Origin of the sequence: Bdellovibrio sp. HCB290 (genome assembly GCF_047305925.1) — a bacterium.
GTDB lineage: Bacteria > Bdellovibrionota > Bdellovibrionia > Bdellovibrionales > Bdellovibrionaceae > Bdellovibrio.
Genome location: NZ_CP178620.1, coordinates 1,358,754 through 1,379,341, shown reverse-complemented (window position 1 = coordinate 1,379,341; position 20,588 = coordinate 1,358,754). Strand labels below are relative to the sequence as shown.

General features: G+C 45.4%; 20 protein-coding genes and 2 tRNA genes. 13 read left to right on the top strand and 9 right to left on the bottom strand.

The annotated features are described in order from the left end of the window. Positions 1–37 precede the first annotated feature (37 nt). The 6 genes from ACLVWU_RS06810 to ACLVWU_RS06785 all read left to right on the top strand — a co-directional run bounded on the left by ACLVWU_RS06810 (position 38) and on the right by ACLVWU_RS06785 (position 8,581). The gene (locus ACLVWU_RS06810) at positions 38–1,204 is read left to right on the top strand and encodes a pyridoxal-phosphate-dependent aminotransferase family protein (protein ID WP_413578236.1); all 1,167 of its coding nucleotides are present in this window, start codon (positions 38–40) and stop codon (positions 1,202–1,204) included. Continuing rightward, positions 1,201–2,184, top strand: coding sequence for a D-2-hydroxyacid dehydrogenase (locus ACLVWU_RS06805; protein WP_413578235.1), 984 nt, complete (start codon positions 1,201–1,203; stop codon positions 2,182–2,184). Before ACLVWU_RS06810 ends, ACLVWU_RS06805 begins: the two co-directional genes overlap by 4 nt. Before the next feature lie 77 nt (positions 2,185–2,261). Next, positions 2,262–3,560: an adenylosuccinate synthase gene (locus ACLVWU_RS06800; protein WP_413578234.1), complete on the top strand. Its 1,299-nt coding sequence runs from the start codon at positions 2,262–2,264 to the stop codon at positions 3,558–3,560. Positions 3,561–3,727: 167 nt separating this feature from the next. Beyond that, entirely contained in the window at positions 3,728–7,873 is a 4,146-nt protein-coding gene (locus ACLVWU_RS06795; protein WP_413578233.1) for a tail fiber domain-containing protein, read from the top strand. A gap of 133 nt (positions 7,874–8,006) precedes the next feature. Beyond that, entirely contained in the window at positions 8,007–8,189 is a 183-nt protein-coding gene (locus ACLVWU_RS06790) for a hypothetical protein (protein ID WP_413578232.1), read from the top strand. A gap of 113 nt (positions 8,190–8,302) precedes the next feature. Continuing rightward, complete coding sequence (locus ACLVWU_RS06785; RefSeq protein WP_413578231.1) at positions 8,303–8,581, top strand: hypothetical protein; 279 nt, start codon at positions 8,303–8,305, stop codon at positions 8,579–8,581. Here the strand turns inward: ACLVWU_RS06785 and ACLVWU_RS06780 are convergent, their stop codons facing one another. Beyond that, positions 8,582–9,052, bottom strand: a complete 471-nt coding sequence (locus ACLVWU_RS06780; protein ID WP_413578230.1) for a hypothetical protein — start codon at positions 9,050–9,052, stop codon at positions 8,582–8,584. Between the two features lie 39 nt (positions 9,053–9,091). Here ACLVWU_RS06780 and ACLVWU_RS06775 point away from each other — a divergent pair, with 39 nt between their 5' ends. After that, positions 9,092–9,796, top strand: a complete 705-nt coding sequence (locus tag ACLVWU_RS06775; RefSeq protein WP_413578229.1) for a class I SAM-dependent methyltransferase — start codon at positions 9,092–9,094, stop codon at positions 9,794–9,796. A gap of 65 nt (positions 9,797–9,861) precedes the next feature. Here the strand turns inward: ACLVWU_RS06775 and ACLVWU_RS06770 are convergent, their stop codons facing one another. From ACLVWU_RS06770 to ACLVWU_RS06755, 4 genes are all read right to left on the bottom strand, one after another. Beyond that, the gene (locus ACLVWU_RS06770; protein ID WP_413578228.1) at positions 9,862–12,027 is read right to left on the bottom strand and encodes a Kelch repeat-containing protein; all 2,166 of its coding nucleotides are present in this window, start codon (positions 12,025–12,027) and stop codon (positions 9,862–9,864) included. 97 nt (positions 12,028–12,124) lie between these two features. Further along, positions 12,125–13,054, bottom strand: a complete 930-nt coding sequence (locus ACLVWU_RS06765) for a hypothetical protein (protein ID WP_413578227.1) — start codon at positions 13,052–13,054, stop codon at positions 12,125–12,127. 356 nt (positions 13,055–13,410) lie between these two features. After that, positions 13,411–14,109: a hypothetical protein gene (locus ACLVWU_RS06760; protein WP_413578226.1), complete on the bottom strand. Its 699-nt coding sequence runs from the start codon at positions 14,107–14,109 to the stop codon at positions 13,411–13,413. A gap of 358 nt (positions 14,110–14,467) precedes the next feature. Continuing rightward, positions 14,468–14,710: a helix-turn-helix domain-containing protein gene (locus ACLVWU_RS06755; protein ID WP_413578225.1), complete on the bottom strand. Its 243-nt coding sequence runs from the start codon at positions 14,708–14,710 to the stop codon at positions 14,468–14,470. A 103-nt stretch (positions 14,711–14,813) separates the two neighbouring features. On the opposite strand from ACLVWU_RS06755, the gene ACLVWU_RS06750 reads away from it, so the two are divergent. Then, on the top strand, positions 14,814–15,734 hold the full coding sequence (locus ACLVWU_RS06750; RefSeq protein WP_413578224.1) for a TPR end-of-group domain-containing protein: 921 nt from the start codon (positions 14,814–14,816) through the stop codon (positions 15,732–15,734). A 21-nt stretch (positions 15,735–15,755) separates the two neighbouring features. On the opposite strand, the gene ACLVWU_RS06745 is transcribed toward ACLVWU_RS06750, so the two are convergent. Continuing rightward, complete coding sequence (locus tag ACLVWU_RS06745; RefSeq protein ID WP_413578223.1) at positions 15,756–16,217, bottom strand: hypothetical protein; 462 nt, start codon at positions 16,215–16,217, stop codon at positions 15,756–15,758. A 149-nt stretch (positions 16,218–16,366) separates the two neighbouring features. Here ACLVWU_RS06745 and ACLVWU_RS06740 point away from each other — a divergent pair, with 149 nt between their 5' ends. The 5 genes from ACLVWU_RS06740 (at position 16,367) to ACLVWU_RS06720 (ending at position 19,459) form a co-directional block, all read left to right on the top strand. Then, positions 16,367–16,558, top strand: a complete 192-nt coding sequence (locus tag ACLVWU_RS06740) for a helix-turn-helix transcriptional regulator (RefSeq protein ID WP_413578222.1) — start codon at positions 16,367–16,369, stop codon at positions 16,556–16,558. Beyond that, a complete protein-coding gene (locus tag ACLVWU_RS06735) occupies positions 16,540–16,764 on the top strand; it encodes a hypothetical protein (RefSeq protein ID WP_413578221.1) in 225 nt (74 codons plus the stop codon). The genes ACLVWU_RS06740 and ACLVWU_RS06735 overlap by 19 nt, the downstream gene beginning before the upstream one ends. Continuing rightward, positions 16,754–18,052, top strand: a complete 1,299-nt coding sequence (locus ACLVWU_RS06730; RefSeq protein WP_413578220.1) for a DUF3987 domain-containing protein — start codon at positions 16,754–16,756, stop codon at positions 18,050–18,052. The genes ACLVWU_RS06735 and ACLVWU_RS06730 overlap by 11 nt, the downstream gene beginning before the upstream one ends. Then, a complete protein-coding gene (locus tag ACLVWU_RS06725; RefSeq protein ID WP_413578219.1) occupies positions 18,045–18,215 on the top strand; it encodes a helix-turn-helix domain-containing protein in 171 nt (56 codons plus the stop codon). Before ACLVWU_RS06730 ends, ACLVWU_RS06725 begins: the two co-directional genes overlap by 8 nt. 95 nt (positions 18,216–18,310) lie before the next feature. Continuing rightward, positions 18,311–19,459, top strand: a complete 1,149-nt coding sequence (locus ACLVWU_RS06720; RefSeq protein WP_413578218.1) for a tyrosine-type recombinase/integrase — start codon at positions 18,311–18,313, stop codon at positions 19,457–19,459. Positions 19,460–19,491: 32 nt separating this feature from the next. Here the strand turns inward: ACLVWU_RS06720 and ACLVWU_RS06715 are convergent. The 3 genes from ACLVWU_RS06715 to ACLVWU_RS06705 all read right to left on the bottom strand — a co-directional run bounded on the left by ACLVWU_RS06715 (position 19,492) and on the right by ACLVWU_RS06705 (position 20,584). Then, positions 19,492–19,567 (bottom strand) — tRNA-Glu (locus ACLVWU_RS06715). Between the two features lie 28 nt (positions 19,568–19,595). Then, a tRNA-Lys gene (locus ACLVWU_RS06710) sits at positions 19,596–19,671 on the bottom strand. A gap of 196 nt (positions 19,672–19,867) precedes the next feature. After that, positions 19,868–20,584 (bottom strand): alpha/beta fold hydrolase, encoded by a 717-nt coding sequence (locus ACLVWU_RS06705; protein ID WP_413578217.1) that lies wholly within the window; start codon positions 20,582–20,584, stop codon positions 19,868–19,870. Between the last annotated feature and the right edge of the window lie 4 nt (positions 20,585–20,588).

Here is a 20,588-nt window from a genome sequence, read left to right as displayed (position 1 = left end):
GTTGAGTATAAATTGAAGAAGAGATCAAGGAAGAAAAATGACTTCATTCAATGACGAATACAGCTTGCTCGCTCCCGGTCCCGTAAATCTGCATCCTGAGGTGCGTAAAGCCTTGGCTTTACCAATGATTCATCATCGCACTCCGGAGTTTGACGTCATTTTAAAACGTGTGCTTACCGGCATCCGCCAGGTTTTTCAAACCAAGGAAGATGTTTATTTATTAAGCTGCACCGGCTCTGGCGGGATGGAAGCTCTTTTAGTGAATGTTATTTCTCCGGGTGACAAAGTCCTGGCGATTGTTTCAGGAAAATTTGGCGAGCGCTGGGCCGAGATGGCCAAAACTTTTGGTGCCGATGTTTCCATCATCAACGTTCCCTGGGGTGAGGCTGTAAATCCGAAAGACGTTGAAGCGCATTTGCAACGCCTGCCCGACACTCGCGCTGTTTTATGTCAGGCTTGCGAAACCAGCACAGCAGTAGCACATCCCATTCAAAAGCTTTCAGAAGTCGTTTCCCGTTTTCCAGAGACACTGTTTCTGGTCGACGCTATCACTGCATTGGGTGCCTATCCCCTGCCGATGGATGAATGGAAAATTGACGGCCTGGTTGCGGGCTCACAAAAAGCCTTTATGCTGCCTACGGGAATGGCCTTTATTTCGTTTTCAAAAAAAGCCCAGGCCTTTTTTGACTCTGCCAACTGCCCAAGATTTTATTTTGATGTTCGCAAAGAGAAAAAAGCCAATGCCTCTGGTGAAACTTTCTTTTCTTCCAACGTCACCATTCTTCGCGCCTTGGATGTGGTTTTGAATTTGATCAACAAGCAGGGCCTGGAGCGCTTGTTTCACGACATCCACCGCCGCGCAGAGTTCACCCGCATTTTTGCACAAAAATTGGGATTCACTCTGTATGCAAAATCACCCAGTGATTCGGTCACAGCGTTAGTTGTACCAACCACAATGGATGGTCAAAAAATCCGGCTGGAACTGGAAGAAAGCCACAACATCACAATTATGGGTGGACAGGATCAGGCCAAGGGTAAAATTATTCGCATTGGCCACATGGGTTACATTCAGGATCAGGAACTTTTGAAACTGATGGATAATTTGGGTCAGGTTTTACGTAAATTTGATCCAGGTTCATTGACGCTGGAACAGATTTCTATGGTTGTGAATGACGGCAAGAAATGGCTGGAGAGCAATCCATGAAAAAGAAAATTTTGATCACGGATCGCTTTGCCCAGGATAGTTTTTTGTATCTGCAGCAAAATGAAAACTTTGAAGTCATTCGCAGCGACAGCCACCTGCATTTGCCACTGGAACATCTGGTGACGGCGCATGCTCTAATTATTCGCAGTCGCACACCGATTAACGAAGAACTCTTAAAAAAAGCCCGCCAATTACAGCTGATTATCACCTGCACAAGCGGCTTTGATCATATTGATCTTGCTGCCACAGAAAAATGGGGCATCACGGTGATGCACACTCCGACAGCAAATATTCAATCCGCGGCTCAATTGACCTGGGGGTTGGTGCTGGCCTGCGTGAACAACTTACTGCCGGCTCACAATATGGTGAAATCTGGCGACTGGAAGCGTGATCAAATCACGGGCATTGAACTTTCCGGTCGAACCTATGGCATTGTGGGACTTGGAAGAATTGGCTCCCGCGTTGCAGATTTTGCTCAAGCTTTTGGCATGAACGTCGTGGCCTACGATCCCTATGCACCTGACGCTAATTTTGAACGTTTGAATATTCCACGCTTAAGCTACGAGGAAGTTCTGAAGTCAGCGGACGTCTTAAGCTTCCACGTGCCAAAAACACTTGAAACTGAACACATGTTGAATCGTTCACATTTTGAATACATTCACCGCGGCATTGTTCTGGTGAATACCTCCCGTGGCTCTGTCATCAATGAGAACGATCTGTGCGAGGCTTTAGGAAACGGCTGGCTGCGCGCTGTGGGTCTGGATGTATTCGAAAAGGAACCTCTGTCGCGAACTTCTAACCTCCTGCAATATCCCAATGTCGTTCTAAGCCCCCACATTGGCGCTAATACCGAAGATGCCTTTTTTAAAGCAAGTCAGATCTCGGCCAATAAGCTAATGGCCTTCTTTGTTGACGGCAGCACGTCAGACACTCTGCCACCAAGAGCGCCCTGGTACGGGGCCACGCCTTTTGACAAATAGAGAATTTGACATTTGCGAACCCTGTTTCTATCGTTCTTGCCTGAGTGCCCTTTGGGGCATTTTTGAAGGGATCGTGTATGGCAGGAATCGTAGTTGTCGGAGCTCAATGGGGTGACGAAGGTAAAGGCAAACTGGTTGACGTGTTTGCAGAAAAAGCAGACATGGTGGTGCGCTACCAAGGAGGCGCCAACGCTGGTCACACTTTAGTCGTGAATGGCAAAAAGACAGTTTTGCATCTGGTTCCCAGCGGAATTCTGCGCCCTGAAACAACGTGCGTGATCACTTCAGGTGTGGTTATTGATGTGTTTGGCATTCGCGATGAAATCAAATACCTGATTGATGGCGGCCTTCTTTCAAATCCAAAACAACTTTTAATCTCTGATACAGCCACTATCATTCTTCCTTACCATAAAGCCTTGGATGCAGCCCGTGAAGTGGCTCTGGAAGGTGGAAAAATCGGTACGACTGGCAAAGGCATTGGTCCGGCTTATGAAGACCGCGCTTCCCGTCGTGCGATTTTGTTCGGCGACTTGTTCAATCCAGAATCCCTGAAAGAAAAACTTGAACTGGCTTTGCGCGAGAAAAACTTCCTTCTTGAAAACTACTACAAGGGTCCAACTTTCAACCTGGACACTATGCTGGCAGATCTTAAAGCGGTTGCCGCAGATCTTGCCCCTTACCGCGCGAAAGACACTTCGTTGTTTATTTCCAAGGCTTTGAAAGCCAGCAAACGCGTGATGTTTGAGGGTGCTCAAGGAACGATGCTGGATATCCTGCACGGAACTTATCCTTTTGTGACGAGCTCTTCGACTTTGTCCGCTAATGCTTGTGTGAGTGCAGGTATCGGTCCGACAAATATTCAAAAAGTGATCGGTGTTTTTAAAGCCTACACGACTCGCGTGGGTTCCGGTCCATTCCCGACTGAACTTCACGATGAAGTTGGCCAAAAAATTCAAGCCGATGGTCACGAGTTTGGTGCGACCACCGGACGTGCGCGTCGTTGTGGCTGGTTGGATCTGGTGGCACTAAAATACGCGATCCGCGTAAACGGCATCACAAACCTGGCAATGATGAAGATTGACGTTTTGTCTGGCCATGATCGTATCGGTGTTTGCACCGCTTACAAAATCAATGGCGAGATTGTGAACGAACTTCCGACTTCTCCATACGAGTTAGAAAAAGTTGAACCGATAGTCGAGTGGATGACCGGCTGGAAGGAAGACCTGACGAAGGTGAAAACTCTTTCTGATCTTCCTCGCCCAACGACGAATTTCATCGACTACGTAGGATCACAATTGGGTACTCCGATCGACGTCATTTCAGTAGGTCCAGGTCGTGAACAAACATTGTGGGTAAAACCTCTGTTTAATAATTAGTTTTTTTAGGTGGAGCTGTCTGCCGGCTCCACCATCTTCAGATAAATTCTGCTTCATCCTCACTTTATTGAACCGTATCGATACAAGCTCGTTACAATATGAGTAAATTGCAGCAATACGAGCTCGTCTCACTCAAGAACACTTCCTTACATTCCGATTTTTAAAGTATGAACAAACTGACCCTGAACGTCTCTGCAGTTTTGTTGGTTCTGGCGTATGCTTTGACGTCAGACGCATCTCCGACTTCCTTGAGTTATCAGGGACGTATTCTTAAGTCCAATGGCCAACCTCTGGAAAACAACGGCGTCGCATTTATCTTTGAAGTCACCAGCCCTGATGGTGCCTGTGTCATTTATCGTGAGCAAAAATCCGGAATAGATATGCGCAACTCTGGTGGCGTGTTTGATGTTTCCATCGGCACGGGTTCCCGCCAATATCCAGCTGCAGGGACTTCCAAGGTTACAGACTTTTTCAACAACACGCGCACCTATACCTGCGCCAACGATGACAACACGGACTCCTCCTCCAACTATCCTGCAAGCTCCAGTGATGGTCGAAAATTACGGGTTTCTTTCTGGGATGGTTCTGGCTGGCAATTAATTTCCCCAGACTCTGTGGTTCGTTCGGTCCCTTATGCGGCTTACTCTTTGTCAGCGGAAAAACTTGGTACACTAAGTGCCAACGATCTGGCTTTAAAAACACAGTTACCCGCTGCCAACTGCGGAAGTGGAGAAGTTCTGACTTTCTCTGGTGGCGCCTTTGCATGTATCGCGGACCAGTTGGGGGCTGCAGGATCAGGTATTCAAAGTATTAATGGTGACACAGCCACGTCTCATTCGTTTGCCGTCAATACAACAGGCGCTTCGTTGTCCTGGGCGCACTCGGCGGGCTCTCACACCTTAAGCATCCCCTTTGCTTCCACAGGCGGAGCTGCTGCGGGACTTATTTCGAACAGCGATTACATTGCCTTCAGTAACAAACAAAGTGCTTTGGGTTACACGCCATTGAATCCGGCAAATAACTTAAGTGATCTTGCAAATGTTGCTACGGCGCGAGCGAACTTAGGACTTTCTACGGCTGGTGGTGATCTGACCGGTACCTATCCGAATCCTACGATTACTGCAAATGCAGTCACTGCGACTAAGATTTCCGACAATGCAGTAACTAGCAGCAAAGTTCTTGATGGAGCAATTACCACGCCAAAACTTTTCACTAATCCCGGCATCAATCGCCTGGTATCGACAGATGCGACCACCGGAGCGACACTTCGCCCCCTGTCTTGCTCTGCTTCGCAAATTCTGATTTGGGATGTGACAAATGGCTGGCAGTGTTCAGCGCAAACTTCACTGGCTGTGGGTTCAGCATCGTTGGCTGCGAACTTCACGGGATCCCTTGCTGGCGATGTGACCGGTACCCAAGGGGCGACGGTTGTTGGGAAAATCAAAGGTTATGCATTGGACTTTTCTGCGGCACCCACTTCAGGTCAGGTTCTAAAATTTAATGGCACAAGTTGGGCGCCGGCTGCTGATACGACTTCCGGCGGGACTGTGACCACAGTGACAGCCTCTTCGCCACTAGCTTCTTCTGGTGGAGTCGCTCCAAATATCACGATTGCTCAAGCCAACGGATCGACCAATGGTTACCTGTCTTCCGCTGATTGGACGACTTTCAATAGCAAGCAGTCTTCACTGGGTTTCACGCCGCTTAATCCAGCGAACAATCTGAGTGACCTTGCCAATACAGCCACGGCCCGGGCAAACCTGGGGCTTTCCACTGCTGGTGGTGATCTGACCGGTACCTTTCCAAATCCAACTTTGGCAAAGATTGCGGGCACGACTTTAACGATCACTTCCATAACATCAGGACAGTCACTGAAATACAATGGCACGGCCTGGGTGAACACGACACTGGCATCGACAGACCTCTCTGACAGTGGCTCATTAATCAAGTCATCACAGATGCCAGCGAACTGTGCTGCCAATCAAACTTTGACATTCTCATCACCGACGGGAACTTGGGCTTGTTCAAGTATTTCCATTACGGGCTCAGCATTTGGTTCACAAACACAGGGCACCTTCCTGGCAGGTCCCGCTGTGGGATCTGGTACACCGACGTTCAGAACAATAGCGTCGACAGATCTGCCCAAAACGGGAGCTGCGGGGGTTTACGTCAATGGCGGAAATGCCTTTGCGGCGGCAGCAAGCCTGGGAACGACAGATGCAAATAAGCTCAGTGTTTTAACCAACAACATCACTCGTATGACATTCGATACCACTGGAAATGTCGGAATTGGCGCCGTTTCACCAATTTCCCGTTTGCATATACTTGGAACTGGCTTTGCGGATTCCAGTATCTATGCCACCCGCTACGGAGCCCACTCTGCCGGGGGAAGTTTCTGGACAATGAAAAACCGGGGAACCTCAGAGACTAACTACTCTCCGGTACTTACCAATGATATTCTTGGAAACTTTGGCGCTTCGGGCGTTATTGATACTGCAGGCACCACAGTCACTGCTGGCTATATACACTTTGATGCGGAATCGAACTGGTCCACCGGTGCAACACCTGCAAACTTTGTGATTAATTTAAATACCGGTACCGACACTGTGAATACAACGGAAAGACTGCGCATGCTTTCCAACGGTTATACGGGTCTGGGTACAAACGCACCGACAGTTCCGATGCATATTGCTTTGCAGGTTCCTGCGGCAGCAGTTTGGCCAAACCGCGTGGGACTTTTGGTTGAAGGCCAGGGCACCTCACCAACGGGACGATTGGGTGCTGTGACTTACTCTGACACTGAACTTCCCACAGTGGCATTGATGCGAGCTCGCGGTTCGAAAGCCAGTCCGACGGCGATTCTGGCCGCCGACAATATCGGGCAAATCACATCCTTGGGTTACTTAGGATCGGCTTTCCAAACTGGAGGCCGTACTGCTATTAATTTTATTGCCTCCGAAAATATGACCGCGAGTGCTCAGGGTTCAAAAATCCACTTCGACACAACTCAAATCGGAACAACAACCACAACTACAAAAATGGCCATCACAGATGCAGGATTCGTAGGTATTGGTCCAAGTGCTGCGATTCAAACCCCGGCTAAAACACTTCATGTCCAATCCGATCTAAATACCGATACAGCGATTCTTTTAAGAAATACTAATGCGGGGGACACGGCGGCTTCTGCTGTGGATGTTGAATCCAATAGCGCCGCCGTGCAATTGATCTCCTATAGTTCTGGAGTCACAGGAAACTGGGGCAGCAGTACAATTCCGAAAGCGGACTCTGCAGTGCTTCGTTCCTATTCCACGTCCCTTCCGGTTTCAAATATGGGTGTGGGTACAGGCAATGCGGCTCCTTTGCATTTGATCACTTCGGATTATCCCCGTGTGACGGTTTCTGCGACGGGATCTGTTGGCATTAATACAACGACACCCTCCGGAGTTTTCGAAATTCTTAACAACAACAATACAGATGGTTACGATGATGCTTACATCACAACCTATAGCGGTGGTGCGCTTTCTCCAACGCCAGCATTCTTCCTGCGCCACTCCCAGGGCACTTTATCCGCTCCTGCGGCCGTCGCCAATGGCACAACCCTTGGCAGTCTCACCTTTCAAGGCGGCACCGGATCTGGCTTCCAAAGTGGCGCTATAATCACGGCTGTCACTGAAGACTCGTTTGCAACTTCATATAAAACCAGAATTGCTTTCAGTGTTAATACGGGAGCTGGATCTGGCGAAGGAATTCGCATCGCCTCGAATCGTTATGTTTCAATTCCGGGAGCAGGTGCAAGTTTCAATGCAATATATCCGCTGGACGTGATTGGCGATATTCGTACGTCGACCTGTCTGCGCACTTCCGCTGGTGTGGCCTCAGGAACTTGTTCATCAGATATTCGTCTTAAAAAAGATATCAAGCCCTTCAACCTTGGCCTCGATGTCGTTTTAGGCTTGCAACCAAAATTCTTTAAATACAACGGCCTTGGTGGCGAAGAAGTCTCCAGCAAAGATCAATTGGGTGTTATCGCCCAGGAAGTTGAAAAGATCGCGCCTTCTTTGATTGAAACAAAATCCGTCAAACTTCGTGAGTCTGATAAGAAAGAAACTGAAATTAAAACTGTGAACTATAGCGCCTTTATTTACACCGTCATAAATGCACTTAAGGAGTTCCATAGTCAGTGGTCTTCAGACTCAAAAGTGCTACACCGCGAAATCGCCTTGGTAAAAGAACAGAACGAAAAATTAGCGCACGAAAACGCTGAACTGAAAAAACGTCTGGATGCCATTGAAAAGAAACTTGCGACAAAGTAATAGCCCTACTTCCGGCCAAGTCCCTCTGACCTAGGCCCCCTTTATCAAGTCGCTCCTCTTGTACTCTGCCAGAAGTGGCGTTGTTTCCTAGAGCCCTCCCTTTTGCCGAATTAGCATATTGGCAGGAGGATTTATGGCGCAAAAGAATAAGAAATCAGTGAAGTCCCAAAGCAAACGGAACTCGTCACGCAGATCCATGGATGATGATCTTGCGGGAAGAGAAGATCTATCCCGTGATGATTTGGAAACAGATTTTGAACTTACAGGACGCGAAAGCCTAAGCAAAAAAAATCAAAGACGTTCCAATCGTCCATAGCTCAACTTTTAAGGGCGCTGATTTAGCGCCCTTTATTGAGATCTGAATAGATTCTTATATTTTGTGAGGATATTCTAAGAGTAAAGGTATTGTTGCACGTACTTGGAGGCCTTATGAAAACTCTCAATAGGTGCTCGCTCGCAAAGGGACAGGAAATCGTTATAGACGATCCCGTAAGAGCCAATGATCTTCGCCCCGGGGATCGTCTGACAGTTGTCGGATTTGAAGACCTTCTTGAAGAAGTCAGTAAAAACTTTAAATATCAAAACGAGTATTATTGGAAAGGCGAGTTTGTTCACACCCGCCTGTATTTGGCGAAAAAATCCGGCCACTACTATATTGTCTGGCCGGAAGAAACCGTGAACGGTCAGCATCATGTCGTGGTGTTTTAACTACGGCTGCACCTTTTGCGAAAACAGACTGCCGATAGCTTCTTTTGAGTCAATTTGCTCAATTGATTCCACTTTCAACTGACTCATCTTGATCGCAGTCACTTTGCCTTCCTGACGTGGCCAGGATTTTGTGACTTCACCTGATTTATCCAACGCCAGTTTGAAGGCGTACTTTTTCATCTTTGGAATCGCAAACATCTTAGAAACCAATCCCGGCATTTTTGAAATATCAGAAATAATTAACGTCTGCGCCAGATCCAGCTTCGCCGCATTTTCGTTCAGATACTCTGACAATAATTTGGCAGCTTTCATATCAATGGTAAAAACAATCAATTTTGTTTCATGATTTAACTCCGCAACTTCTTCGAATTGATTTTCAATTTTAAAGGAAGTCAGTGCATCACCTTGTTGCAGGGCAAATACCGGAACCGCAAATAACATGACCGCTATAATATGACAGATTGTTTTCATAAGTTGAAGATACCCTTGGTTCATGGATAGAATCAACTTATGAACAAGCCACCTACCGACTTTTTCCCGCCTGAAGCTGCCGTCGTCTATGATGAGAAAAACAAAAAGCTTGCGCCTATTTCTGACGGCATGTTGTTTCTGATTCGACTGCTTCTAAAAGATCTTCCTACGCAGTCAAAAGTATTATGTGTTGGAGCAGGAACCGGAAATGAGATTCTGGCATTGGCTCATTTTTATCCTGAATGGAATTTTGTCGCATTGGAGCCCTCCAAAGGAATGCTTGATGTCTGCCGTGAACGCATCACAAAGGCGGGATTGGCAGATCGCTGCGAATTCATTCAGGGCTATATTCACGACGCGCCAATCGACACAAAATACGATGCTGTGTTGAGCATTCTGGTCGCGCATTTCATTAAAAAAGAAGAACGCCTGACATATTTTAAAGACATCCACGCCCGCCTGCTTCCCGGAGGTTATGTCGTAAATACGGAAATCAGTTTTGATTTGAACTCGCCAGAATTCCCAGCAATGCTGGAAAACTGGAAGACGGTACAGTCGCTGATGGGCGGAACACATGAAAGTCTGGCGAAACTTCCAGAGGTGTTACGAAATGTCCTGGCAGTAGTTCCGCCGCAAGAAACCGAAAGGTTTCTGCGTGAAAGTGGCTTTAATATTCCGGTCCGCTACTTTCAGGCATTCATGATTTGCGGATGGTATGCACAGCTGGTAAATAAAACTAATTAAAGTGAGTTCAAAGTGAACTTAATGGATCAAACAATTCTTATTGAATGGGATGCGAAGTAGATTTACTACGGATAGTAACTTCCACCCGAATTGACGGTACTGGCACCCGTACTTATTCCACCCCAAACTATCATCTTGTCATTTGCCCAAACCGCAGTGTGACCTTGCCGTGACGCTGGAACACCAGTTGACGATATTGTACTCCACGCATTGCCAACGGGGTCATACTTTTTGCCATCACTGTAGTACGTCGATCCGTTGATCCCGCCCCAAACGATCATTCTTGAACCCGTCCAAATAGCCGAGTGCCAATGTCGCGCTGTCGGCACCGAGGTCGATGAAGTGGCTGTCCACGTATCCGTCAACGGATAATATCTACTGCCCGTATTCATGGAGCTTCCACTATAACCGCCCCACACAATCATCTCGTTGCCACTCCAAACCGCAGTATGTCTGTATCGAGCACTCGCGGTCGCGGCAATAACCGAAGTTGCTGTCCATGTACCGGTGGAAGGATCATACTGCCCACCTGTATCTAAACCGGCGCCACTGTAACCACCCCACACAATCATTTTACTTCCTGTCCAAACGGCAGTGTGTTGATTGCGTGCGGCCGGTGCTCCGACCGTTGAAGTCGCGATCCAAGTGTCAGTTGAAGGGTCATACTCGCTACCGGAATTGTAATAGGTAGAGCTTGCATTCCAACCACCCCACACAATCATCTTGCTACCGGTCCACACAGCCGAGTGTAAAGTGCGAGCTATCGGCGCCAACGAAGTACTTACCGTTGCAGTCCATGTGTCTGCAAGAGGGTCATACTGACCTCCAGTATTATAGGTAGCTGTGCCGTCTGCACCACCCCACACGATCATCTTGCTGCCTGTCCAAACTGCAGCATGCAGATATCGCGCTGTTGGCGCACCGACGCTTGAAATGGAAGACCAAGTGTCAGTCGATGGGTCATACTGTGCACCATCGCCGAAACGGCTTAAGGCATTTGTACCTCCCCAAATAATCACTTTCGTACCTGTCCAAACAGCTGAGCCATTTGCTCTATTAGTCAGGGAGCCCGTCGAAATCGCCGTCCACGTATCGGTAGATGGATCGTACAGACCTCCCGTATTCAGATATGTTGAATCGTAACCGCCCCAGACGAATAACTTATCGCCAGTCCAAGTGAAGGCCATTCCTGCCCTCACGGAAGGAGCTCCTACAGTTGATATCGCTGACCAAGCATCAGTTGAGGGGTCGTACTGCCCACCATCATTTAAATAAGTCGAAGAACTCTGAGAGCCGCCAAATACAACCATCTTACTTCCTGTCCAAGCCACAGCAGGATAGTCTCGCGCAGTTGGAGTTCCCGTTGTTGATATTGCTGACCAAGAATCGGTAGACGGATCATATTGCGTACCATCGTTTAAATAAGATCCGTTGTATCCACCCCAGACAACCACCTTACTTCCAGTCCAAACAACGGAATGGCCAGCTCTTGCTGAAAGGGCTCCAGTCGTTGAAACAGTTGTCCAGCTGTTTGAAATCGGATCATACAAACCGCCACCGGCTACGTATCCCGCTTTGAAGCCTCCCCATACGAACATTTTATCGCCAATCCAAACTGTGCCAGGATTTGATCTTTCCGAGGGTGCTCCGACTGATGAGACATTCGTCCATGTATCTGTTGTGGGATCGTAAAGCCCACCGGTTGTTGTATAAGTAGAGCCTCCAGTTCGGCCTCCCCAAACAATCATGTGAGTACCTGTCCACACTGACGCCGGGCTATAGCGAGGGGTATAGACTGGAAATGAATAAATACGGCTCCATGCATTCGCGACAGGATCGTACTGCGCTCCTGTTTCCAAGATATCGCCTAATGCGGCGACAGAAGTTCCTCCCCAGACAATCATTTTACTGCCCGTCCATACCGCCGTATGGGAGCTGCGTCGGTCGGGTACTTCTCCACTTGTTGAAGTTGCAGTCCATGAATCCGTTGTCGGATCATAAACACCGCCAGAATTATAATAAGTAGATCCTGAAATACCGCCCCACACGATCATTTTACTGCCCGTCCAGACAGCTGTGTGTTTCGAACGAGCGGAAGGAGCGCCAGTGACTGATAGAGTAAACCAAATATTCGTAGGCGCGTGTGCTCTCCAAAACCCAAAGGGAATCGTTTGCGCATATGTGGTAGCATCAAAAGTAAGCAGCAATAATACTACTAGAAACTTCAGCATACTTATAATTCGGCATGTTGACCTTCATCCTAAACTAAATACCCGTTACTTATTAATAAGGCGTTAGGGAACAGAATCGTAACCTATCCGACCTGCACTACTTTGGAGATGGCACAGTCTTGTCGTAAATTTCGATTTCTAATTTGGATTTTTCTGATGCAAGCCACTTGCCGTATTCCAATTTTGGGAAAGCACCGGCCACTATCTCGAAAGAAGTCGGCGATGTCTTTTTCTCAAATAAGATCACCAACCACAATTCACCATAATTCAACGGCAGCGGCACCATTTGTCCAGGCTCCAGACCAGCCAAAATCTGCTGCCATTTTTGATATTCTCCTCCTGAAGCAGAAGGCGCATTATCCCGCTTTGGTAATACCTTCTCCATTTCAGCCTGAGCCTCGTGAGAAAGATCCTTCTCGGAGGCAGACAAGTCATTTCCTGACTTTTCCCAAACGACACCATCTTTGGCCGAGATCTTCGCTTTCACGATTTCGATGTTCTGTTTTTTTGCCCGACTTCGGAACGTTTCCCTGCCATTCTTGATTGCGTTGATAAACTCCAATGGCGGCTTGATACTTGCCTCCTGAGTCTTCTCGTCATTTAGAAAGAAATCAAAATGAATCACCCGATCCACCAGCGTGGGCAGCACGAAAACCCGGCGATAAGCTTCAGCATCTTCTTTGAAAATACTTTTGATGGATTTGAGTTGTTCCGGATTGCGAGTGTTATCATCAATGCGCTTCATTTCCTGATCAATCACATCTTCAGAAATCTGCACACCATTGCTTTTCAGGACTTCATAATGAATGGCACTGTTCATTAGCTGATACAGTCCCATGGATCTTTTCTCTTCAGGATAAGACAGGCGAATGATCTTATCGCGATAAGCAACATCGCTTTTGGTTATTTTCGTTTCCCCGACTTTGGCTAATACCGGATCATGAAAATATTTGAAGTATGAAAAAACCGACACCGCAACAAGAACACTCCCCACAACAACCGCAATTTTAGAATTTCTGTTACTCATGTTGAATGAATTCTCCTGACTGCAAACATCATTGTGAGAGACTCAACAAGTTGTTGTCTATTTTGAATATAGGGGGGGGGCTGACCTAAGTGTTGAGTTATTGCCAACATTTCATCAAAGCGCAGAAAAATAAAAAAACCCGAATCTTGCGACTCGGGTTTATAATTTTTCAAAAAAATTTGGCGTTCCCAAGGGGATTTGACAGATACCCGATGGTTCTTCTAGAAAGAAGAAAAATAAACTAACAATATCATTAATTTATAAAACAGAACCAACCCACCCACATCAAATCACTATTGCTGACAAGCCTGAAACACAATCAGACACCAACAAAGTTCCAGCAACAGGCGTCACTCTCAATATATAGAATAAGTAATGGGTTTCTTATTTCGCATACTACGAATTAGCCTGCGCGGCATAATGATATCAAATCCATCAACATCATAGCAGAAACGAAAATCGGCATCTGCGGTCAATAGTCCCACACAGTCCGATACATTAACTCCTGCGTTAACAATCATGGCATCAGCAGAATCTAAACCGTACTGTGCCATTGTCTTTTTAGCATCAGCCCAACTCAAAGCACCTTTGAACGGATAATACTGACAACCCGTAGTCATAGCTTCGAACTCAGCTTTTAAATATTCTCCATCTTCACCCAAAAGCTCAGTAAAGAAGGCATTATACCCTCTTCTTACAATCTGTTTAAAACAAGCATCAGGATTGAGATCCACCGGGTTCCTCACCAGCAAGTCTTTAAAATCTTGGCCAAATGGTTGACCATCGATATTCATACTTTGAATCGCAACTGTGGCCATGATGGTTCTAATTCGTCGTAAAAGCTCATGCTTCACCGTCGCATTGAAAACGATCTTGTTCCCACAGCTCAAAATTCTAGCTCGGGCTTGCTTAAGCAACGCACAGTCTTCTTCCCAGTAACTGTCGTCCGGTGATTTGAAATTGGTATTAGATTTTAAAATAAAATTTGTATCAGCGATAAACACTTTGTTGTGTTCTGATTGAGCAATCCAATCCTCAAATGCTATCAAAGCCATATTTTAATTTAGCTTTATAGAAAGATGGGAAAGATCAAGCTGACTCAAAAGCTGTCGCTTTGGCTTTTCGTTGATCTTTACTGAAGAGGTATTGCCTTCCGAAAATTGTTCCAAAGGCTTTGCTTTGATTCGCAGCTCATTAAGGAAACCATTCTTAAATTGTGTTTTGGTAGGACGTTTACCCATATCTCTTTATCGTCTTTTCTTGGAGCAAACTCAAGTTGTTTTGTTTATACAACTGCCGTACAGCTGTAACCCCTGGATTTCACTATAGAAAGCAGTGCATATTTTTGTAGGACATCAGTCGCGGCGAAAATTGTCACCACCGATATAATTGAACTGAATGCAAATGCATTCATTACTTATCTCTTTGTGATGGATCTTCAAATAACTCCACGATATCGACTTTGAATGCACGCGCCAAGCGATCTAGCGTAGGGATCGAAAGAACATGTTTACCGGACTCAAAACGCTGATACCAACGAACGCCAAAGCCAAACTGCTCCATGTCTTCTTGAGTCAGTCCTCTCTCGGTGCGTAAGCGACGTATATTCTTTGATATACGCCTTATAAGTTTCCAAGTCTTTTCATCCACATGCATCGCCTAAGTGTGAATGCACGACCTTAAAAGGACCACGACCTCTAAAGGTCGTATTTTTAAATGCCGATAAGTTTACATACTCTATTAGGATTTGGAGCTTTATATGCGTGCAGCAGTTATTGTCTTACTTCTTGTGATCGTTTCTGGTTGTGCATCACCCCGTTTATGGGTCGCGAGGAGTGACGAAAACTCGGGAATCATCGCTTATCAAAACTACGATCCGAAATCTGACAATGGCGCGCGCATCGAACGTCTCATTCCTTGTTACCCTTATAAGATGGTAGCAAATCCTATTTACGGCAGAAGTGTCACACCAACAGCATATGGATATAATTCTTATGGGAATGGTAGTGGTGGATATGCGTATGCTCTGGATGGAGGTTATGTTGAAACGGCAGAGTTTCATTATCAATGCATTCCCCAAAAGTCATTGGCCCCTTCAGAACTGAGGACTGCAAATGCCGAGAAGGCACACAAGCTAAAAAAATCAGAATGTGAAAACGGTAACTCCAGCGCCTGTGTGGATTTGGCGCTCTTCTATCAAAAAGAGGGCGATATGCGCAATTATGAAATCCATAGTGAAATGGCCTGTCGTTCAAAAACTCAATCTGCATCTTGGGCATGTGCTTCCTTGGCAGAGTATTATCAAAGTACAAAAAAGGATCTTACAAGCTCAACAACTTATTATGGTTTGAGTTGTGAAGTTTTTCGCGCTTCGACATCAAATAAATATGAAGTCCCTGACGGGTGTGCAATCTATGGACTTAGAACAAACAATAAGGATCTTAAAGAGATCGGTTTATCTGAGATGAAGTCCCGATGCTTTGAAAAAAGCGCTTTCGCCTGTTATAAAACTGCTGCTTATTTCTGTGAGTCGAATGAAAAAGAAACCGCCTTAACTTTCTTCGAGTTGGCATTAAGATCTGGTTATGTTGATTGGCGCTCACTTGAAAATGATCATGCGTTAGATCTTATTCGAAAGGATCCGCGTTTTGCGAAGCTCATCACTGAATTTAAAAAATAAAAACTCGATGAAAGACAATTCTTAGAATGGCAACTTGGATTTGGTTTCTCGATCTTTTCTTTCTTTGAACTTCGACATCGAGTTGGAAGTTTTAATGTGCTCTCTTCCCAAAAATGTATCGAGGTCAATTCTTTGAATTATGTGAAGAGCTTGATAGTAAAGCGCATGAGATTTTTCAGGTGATGCCTTTATGTGAGATTTATTGTATTTATAAATTTCTCGAACAACTCTTTTACTCAACCCGGGATTTGTTTGTCCTTCAAAAGCTTCCGTTTTTAAAAAAATAAAAATAAACGACTTAAGAGGACTCTTTTTGAAGTCTTTAGTTAAAGAATCGACCCAACCCACCTGGCTCTCAATCTCAGATTCAGTCACACCAAAGAATCTTAAACTTGCGCGAAGCCGTTCGGCTTCTTTTCGCAAACTGGATATTTTGATGTTCTTTTCTGTCAAAATAAGGGCACAAAGAAACTCCAATTTCAAATTCCGCTCTCGGTTTCGCTGCTTCAGATACTCAAACATAGCTTCATACCTAATGTAACAATCGTATTTTTTAAGTCTGATTCTTACAGACCATGATATTTCATGTTGTTCAATGAAATTTCATGGGAACTTCCAGTTTAGGAGGAACAATGAAAGTTCTAAACACAAAGCAAGTATCTGAAATCACAGGATTAAGTAAGGAGACCATTTGGAGAATGCGCAAGCGTGGTCAATTCCCCACAGATATCAAAATTGGGGCAAGAGGAATTGGCTGGCTTCAAAGTGACATCGAAACATGGATTTTGGGAAAGAAGGATAAAACATGTACTCAAAGAGATTAATTAGACTGAAAGAAAGGCAACAAATGTTATCAAATGCCCGCCGCCACATACAACAATCCATCGATTTGATTGATAACGCAGTGAAAGGTTCGCACGTTGAATTGAGGATCGATGTTGATGATTTAAAATCAAAAATCGCCAATCTCGCAGCAGCGACTTGTGGAATGATTGAACAACAGATGATGGAGATAGGCTATGGAAAATAACCAACCTTCAGCAAATCAAAAGTGTTTTTGGGGGCTTGCTGGTCAAATTGTAAGTGCGATTGCTCCACATACAGAGGCGCATCCGATGGCTCTATTGAGTCAATTGTTGGTTAGTTATGGAAACATCGTCGGAAGAGGCCCTTACTTTAAAACGGAAGCAGACCAACAGCGTTGCAATCTGTTCGTTTTAAATGTGGGTAACTCCTCTAAAGGAAGAAAAGGAACCTCCTGGGGGCAAGTTAGAAACCTACTCACCGGGGTTGATTCAGAGTGGCTGTCAAAAAATGTTGTGGCTGGTTTTGGATCTGGCGAATCCTTGATTTGGAAGCTCAGAGATGGTTCTGATGTCGAAAATGATAGTTGGTCCATTCCCGATAAAAAGCTGCTGATTATGGAATCTGAATTTGGAGGCCTACTCAAGGTCGTCAACAAGGAGAACAACACGACTTCTGCTGTTTTAAGAAATGCCTGGGACGGTTCAACTTTAAGAAATATCACCAAAGGATCAACCCTACAGGCCAGTGATCACCATGTTTCAGTTATTGGACACATCACAAAGACAGAACTGGTGCAGTTGCTACGCGAACGCGAGGTGATGAATGGTTTGGCCAATAGGTTTCTCTGCTTTTCAGTCAGCAGAACACAATTTAAACCATTCGGAGGTACTCCGCCGATTGAAGATATTCAGATAATGGCCAGTGAGCTAAACGCTGCTGTTGTTGAAGCAAAAACAAAAGGTGAAATTAAAAGAAGTAAAGCCGCCGATGATCTTTGGGAGGCAATTTATCCAGAATTATCCGATGGTCTTCCCGGAATCGTTGGCTCCCTATCGAGTAGATCCGAGGCTCAAGTCATGAGGTTAGCATTGGTGCTATCGCTGATTAATAAACAGCCCATGATTAGCATTGAGGCCCTACAGTGTGCACTTTCCATTCATGAATACTGCATGGCCTCTTTAAAGTACATTTTCGGCGATAAACTCGGCATTGCACTGCCAGACCGCCTTTACGAGTATATATGCTCGCATGACCACGGGATCACAAGAACAAATGTCAGGGACTACTTGCAGCGCAACTATCCGAAAGACTCCGTGGATGACGCAATCAAGATACTGTGTGATGCTCGTATGATTGAAATTATAACGGTTTCAAGCAACGGTGGCCGCCCAACTGAAGTCCTTCGTAAGCAAGAAAAATCGAACAAAGAATGCTTCACGGTTGGAAGCTACGCCAAAAACGACATAAGTCCCCTTTTGTCGTATAAGTCGTTGGAGTCTGGGCATGAGTAAGTTCATTACCATCGCTGAACTAAGCAAGCTGTTAGGAAAATCCGAAAACTCACTTCGTTACCACCTAAAGCAAGGTCGTATAAAGCCAACCATTAAACTGGGTCGGTCCATGTTGTTCGATCCTGAGCAAGTGATCAAACAGCTTCAAAGATCCATCAGTTAATTCTTGAAAAATTATTACCCGAGTACTACAAGTCCCCCGTGTTCTTTGAAATTCGAATACGGGTGGGCTTGGTTTTCTCAAAAATGGAGGAAATCATGGCAAAAATTGAAAAAGAAGTTCGTAAATTCATAAAATCTTACGTCACCAAAAAAGGTATTCGCTGGAAAGCAGCTGTACCCGATGGAAGAGGTGGACAGATACGGGAGCAAGGATTTCTCGAACAGTCACATGCGATCAGCTTCGCAAAACACGAGTTTACCAAAACACTCATGCAAAACGGAAAAGTTGACCAATCCTATGGCTCGAAAATTTCCTTTTCTGAGTATACAGAGCAGTGGCTAGAATCAAAAATAAGAGACGGTCTCGCGCCAATCACAGTTCTGAGATACAAAGACCAAGTAAAGCACTTTTTAAAACCTTACTTCGGTCCGTTCAGAACGAATGAATTGGATAAGCACCATTTAAGAAACTACATTTCGGAATCACACAGCAACTCCATGAGCAGTTACAACATCAACAGCTCAGTAACACTGTTCAAGATGATTATGAGACAAGCAATCGAAGATGATCTTTCGAATGCAACGGGCCTACTTACAATCAGAACTCCAAAGCATCGCGCAAAAGATCCGCAATTCTGGGACCAAAAACAGATGAGCTTCTTTTTAAACGCGGTGACCTTCAGTAAATGGTTGCAACTTTGGAAGTTTGTTTTATGGACAGGGCTTCGTGCTGGGGAAGTCTCCGCTTTAAAATGGGAATGCATTCTCTTGGATGTAAAATCCGGCAGTCACACTGGCTTTATTAAAGTGTGCCGTACATGTCGTCAAAAGACCCGAGAAATCAGGGAAACAACCAAGAACGGCGAAAACAGAATGATTCCGATCTTTCCTGAGCTTCATCAAATGATTCTTAAGATGAAGTCACAAGCCTCTGGTGAGTTTGTTTTTGGTGGCGATAAGCCGCTTGATCCATCTCACTTCAGCAGAATGCTTGCACAGGATTTAAGGAAAATACCTCAGCTTAAGAAAATTAATTTTCACGGCTTAAGACATACATTTTGTAGCTATTTGGATTCAACAGGAATGAGCAGAAGAATTGTCGCTGAGATCATGGGACACAGAGATTTAAGCACAACGGATCGATATTCTCATGTCAGTAATCAGGTCCTTGGTTCAGAAGTAACAAGATGGAGTGAAAGTAGAAATAAGCAAAATCCCAACAACATTTTCTCGGTTGCACAATAAATGTTGATGGATTTTGAAGACTTAAGAAAATTTGGCGTTCCCAAGGGGATTTGAACCCCTGTATCCTCCGTGAAAGGGAGGTGTCCTAGGCCCCTAGACGATGGGAACGTACTAGGAAAAATCAAAAGAACAAAAATGGTGGCTCGCGATGGATTCGAACCATCGACCCTTTCATTAAAAGTGAAATGCTCTACCAGCTGAGCTAGCGAACCACTTGTCCGTTTGAGGAAGTGCTAATTTGTTCTAAGAGGGGGTCAAAGTCAATACGAAATCTTGCAGTTTTTTAAATTTTTATTGAACTTTTTTGGGGTGCGGCGAAGGATTGCATAAGAAGTCGGCAAACCCGCGCGGAATATAGCTAAGCTCGCAATAACACTGCCTAAAAAGACTATTTTTTAAGCAAACTTTTCAAGCTCCGCGGCTGTTTACAAAGTCATTTATCGCTTTTGCTAACTCATTTGGTTTTTCCAGCGGCACATAGTGCCCACAATTTTCCAGAATCAACATTTTCGATCGTGAAACCAACTCATGCAGCCTCTGCAACGTCGGCAAACGCACCACATGATCGTCATTTCCAGCTACAATCAGCACGGGAAAGGCCAATTGGGCCAATTCTGCTGACAGATCTTGCCGATGAAGGGTCGCATTCATCTGGGCAATGTACATTTCTGACGTATAAGCGCGACTCATTTCCACAATTGTCTGCACGACATGGGGATTATCCGCCGAGGAAGAGTGAATAAAGCGCAGGGCCTCTTTTTCATTCATCCCCTTGTACTGCACGTTCGCCAGCATTCCTGCCAATTTCATTCGTGAAGTCTGTTCCCGCTCACTCAACTCGCCAACATTCACAGCCACCAAGGTTAGCGACGCCACCCTATCCGGAAATTTAGTCGCAAATATCTTCGCGATATATCCGCCCATAGAAAAACCAACCAGATGAAATCTGGGAGTTTCCAATTTTTCAAGCTGCCCCACCATGTCCTGCAGGTTTTTGCAGTGCTTGAAATCAATCAGGTGGACAGCTCCCTCGATGCGCAAGTCCCGCTGAACATCGGCCCACAACCTTGGGTCACAAAGGAAGCCCGGCAACATCACTAAAGGAAGATTTTGACTATTATTCACTGTG